Below are 3,033 nucleotides of genomic sequence, written 5' to 3'. Positions count from 1 at the left end.
TATACCGACTGAGGGTCGGCCAATAAAATCTCTATGCTTGCTCGCCTTTTTAATATATCACCTTTCGCTGAGTCTTTTTGATGAGCTTGCTCATCAATTGCTCCCTCCTTCACATCGGATTTTGTTTCTTCTCTACCTTCTTGCTCTCTTTTTTCTAGACCTTTTTTTTGATCTTTTACTTTTTGGAGCAGATTTTCAAGTACTTGGTATGACTCCAGCTGTGACTTTTGTGCTAGTTTTTCAACCCACTTTCTTAATTCCTGAAAATCGTCAGTCGCACGGATAACTTCTGCGTACACAAAAAACTGCGGTATTGACCTACGATCTGCAATGATTTGAAAGATGCGTTTTACGGCCTCTTCCAGCACCAATTCCAGTCTGGTTGTGGTTAGATATTGATCCAGGAAAATCTCAAAAATGAGACCGCGACTCTGAGTAGGTGATATCGTCTTCCAATAAAAGCTTTCTACAAAGGATTGAATATCTGTAAAAAGTACCTCAGTACGTTTCTTTTCTCCAGGTGCTATCGCTTTGATAATTTCAAAAAATTGAGGCTTTTCTAATTTTTCAATCCAATGGACTCGAGTAGCTCGTTGTTGCCATCTAGACTTTATTTCTTCAGTAGTCAGATACTCACCTAGAATTTCTATAGTGCCGGTTTTAGTTTCTGATTTTCGATTTTCTTCAATTGTTTGAGCTTCTTTCTCACTATATTTTTCTGAATAAGCAGCCTCCTCACCTTTTGAAGTTTTAGAACTGCCAAATTTACCTAAGCCACTTTTAATCTTTTCCTGAATCTCCGGGCGAGAAATAAATGATTGCAGTAAAGTTTTGGTGACTGATTTATTGCTGGCAGACTTTAAAACATAACGGTGTATTTCAAGGAGAACTTCTTTTCTGGTTTTATTCAGCACCTTGGATAAGCGCTCGATCGTTTCTTCAATTAAAGTATTTACGGAAGCATAAGTAATCTTTCGTTCTAAGACTCTCACCAGCGTAATTAAGGCAGACTCCCACACGATCTCTTCAATTTGCTGATCACTTAGTTTGTTAGCTTCATGGCTAATTTCAACATCAGCTATTTCTTTTTTGAGATCATCAAATCTTAGAAGCTCATTGTAATCGTTAGAAATCAGGGCAATCACTTCAACTAGTCCTTTTGTCCCCAGCTCCTTTCTCAACCGTTTGATCAGAACATCGGTCTTAATAACTTGTGAAAACAATAAAACAAGCTGTTTTTCATCTTCCTCAAAAATAGCTCTTAGGATTTCTATGAGATCGAAGGTTTCATCGAAAGAAAGTACTGTTTTACCCCACCAGGGCAAGTTGCCCGTTTTAAGAAAACTTAGTATAACATCGGTCTTAGATTTGGCCTCGGTGATTATTTCGACATCTGAATGAGTAAGTCGGCCAGCCTCTTCCAGCACTTCGGTGAGGTATTTTTTTAAGTCAATTTTAAGTCTATACTCCAGTTCTGACTCTATTCTGAGTAAGTCTATTTCACCTAGATCAATGGTGATATTGGGTATTTTTATGATGACGCCCGGTGGACAGACTTCATCAAAAACCTCTTCAATCATACTTAGCAACCTGAGCTTTATATGATCGACCAGCCGTTGTTTAAGCTCAACAGCTTTAGCCTCCTGAGCAAACTCAACCTCAAAAACCTGACTTCGTATTTGGTGTGTGCCTTTCTCCATATCACGGCTCTAACTGTTCTCCGGCCCTCCTAGTAGCACTTTTTTATACTAAATTATCATACAAGATCCATTAGAAACCTTGTGAGTTTATCAGCTGCTTCATCAAGCTTTTCTTTGTCCGCATTCTCCTCTCTTTTATAGGATAGCCATTGATAATATTTCTTTTCAAACTCACCCATTTTATCAATCTCTAACCATAAAATATTGGAAGCTACACTGGCTGACTGATTTTGAAAAATTATTTCCTCGGCTATAGATCTGAACTCGGGATTACTAAACCTGGCTGTCCAGGCAGGAAAAAGCATTGTGATTCTGTATGTGTAAAAACTCTCTGGCACCAATGGGCCGTCTGTAGTATTTCTCACATAGTAATCAAGCTTTGCCTCATATGGCGTAATAACTTCGGCATCAGAAAGATAGCTAAACAATTCTTCTAGCTGCTCATGGGTCTCCTCTACAGAAGGATTAGCGGTGACACTTACAAATTTTATCTTACCATCAGGTGAGCTAAAGTGAATCTCAAAATCTTTCGTATCTGTGATTTCTACAGAGTAATTATTATACGAAGACAAGTGAGGCTTAAGCTGCTCAATGATTTTTAGTCTTTGCTCATAATCGTAAAGACCGGCACTTCTCAACACACGATTACCGTCCTGATCGAGTAGGTAAATACCAAACTTCTTTTGACTAACCTGTGGTCGTAATAAGACATGCTCCATCAGGTGAAGTCCCTCACTGCTTAGGTTCATATCTCTGAGAAACCTTGTAAGCAATATGGCTGCTTTACTAGCATCTTCCAAAGAATCAAAATGGCCCATTTCTGCCCATTGAGACTCACTATCGGAGTTATACGCCACGATATAGTCCTTACTATCTTTTGGCTTACCTACCTGATAATTTTCCAGCTCAAGTCCAGCCCTTAAAAACTCCTCTGTTAATTCCCCTTTTTGAAATAGGTTGAGCTTTCTTAGCAATTTATCATTGGCAGTTGTATCAGTATAGTCGATAGACACTTCATCTACATCGATATAGTCAAAATAACTCTCAATTATAGCATCATTTATGTAATCTACATTTTCTCTGTTGCGTTGGCTTGGCTCCTGCTTTTTCTTCTTGCTTTTTCTGCTCTTTAGGAGACTCACTTCGTTTTCTTCGAAATGACCAAGAAATGAATTTTTTGTGTAAGCGCGAGATTTATCACTATCAACAAGTGTATATGAGCTTAAACCGAGCAACACAATCAACTTAGCCTCCAGGCCGGAAATGTTTCCCGGGGCCGTTGGCTCCTTCATATAATTAAAGCCTCTCGCGCGGTTTTTATTTATAAATGGGA

The 3,033-nt window shown here is 38.7% G+C and carries 2 protein-coding genes; both read right to left on the bottom strand.

The features are described from left to right. The coding region (locus E1176_RS03215; protein ID WP_155209137.1) for a contractile injection system tape measure protein at positions 1 to 1,700 on the bottom strand (1,700 nt) is incomplete at its 3' end. 56 nt (positions 1,701 to 1,756) lie between these two features. After that, positions 1,757 to 3,033, bottom strand: a 1,277-nt coding sequence (locus tag E1176_RS03210) for a hypothetical protein (RefSeq protein ID WP_222933063.1), incomplete at its 5' end; no start/stop codon positions are given.

The sequence above is a fragment of the Fulvivirga aurantia genome (assembly GCF_009711475.1).
Lineage (GTDB): Bacteria > Bacteroidota > Bacteroidia > Cytophagales > Cyclobacteriaceae > Fulvivirga > Fulvivirga aurantia.
The sequence above is the reverse complement of the archived record's forward strand: the minus strand, read 5'-3'. Positions and strand labels throughout refer to the sequence as shown.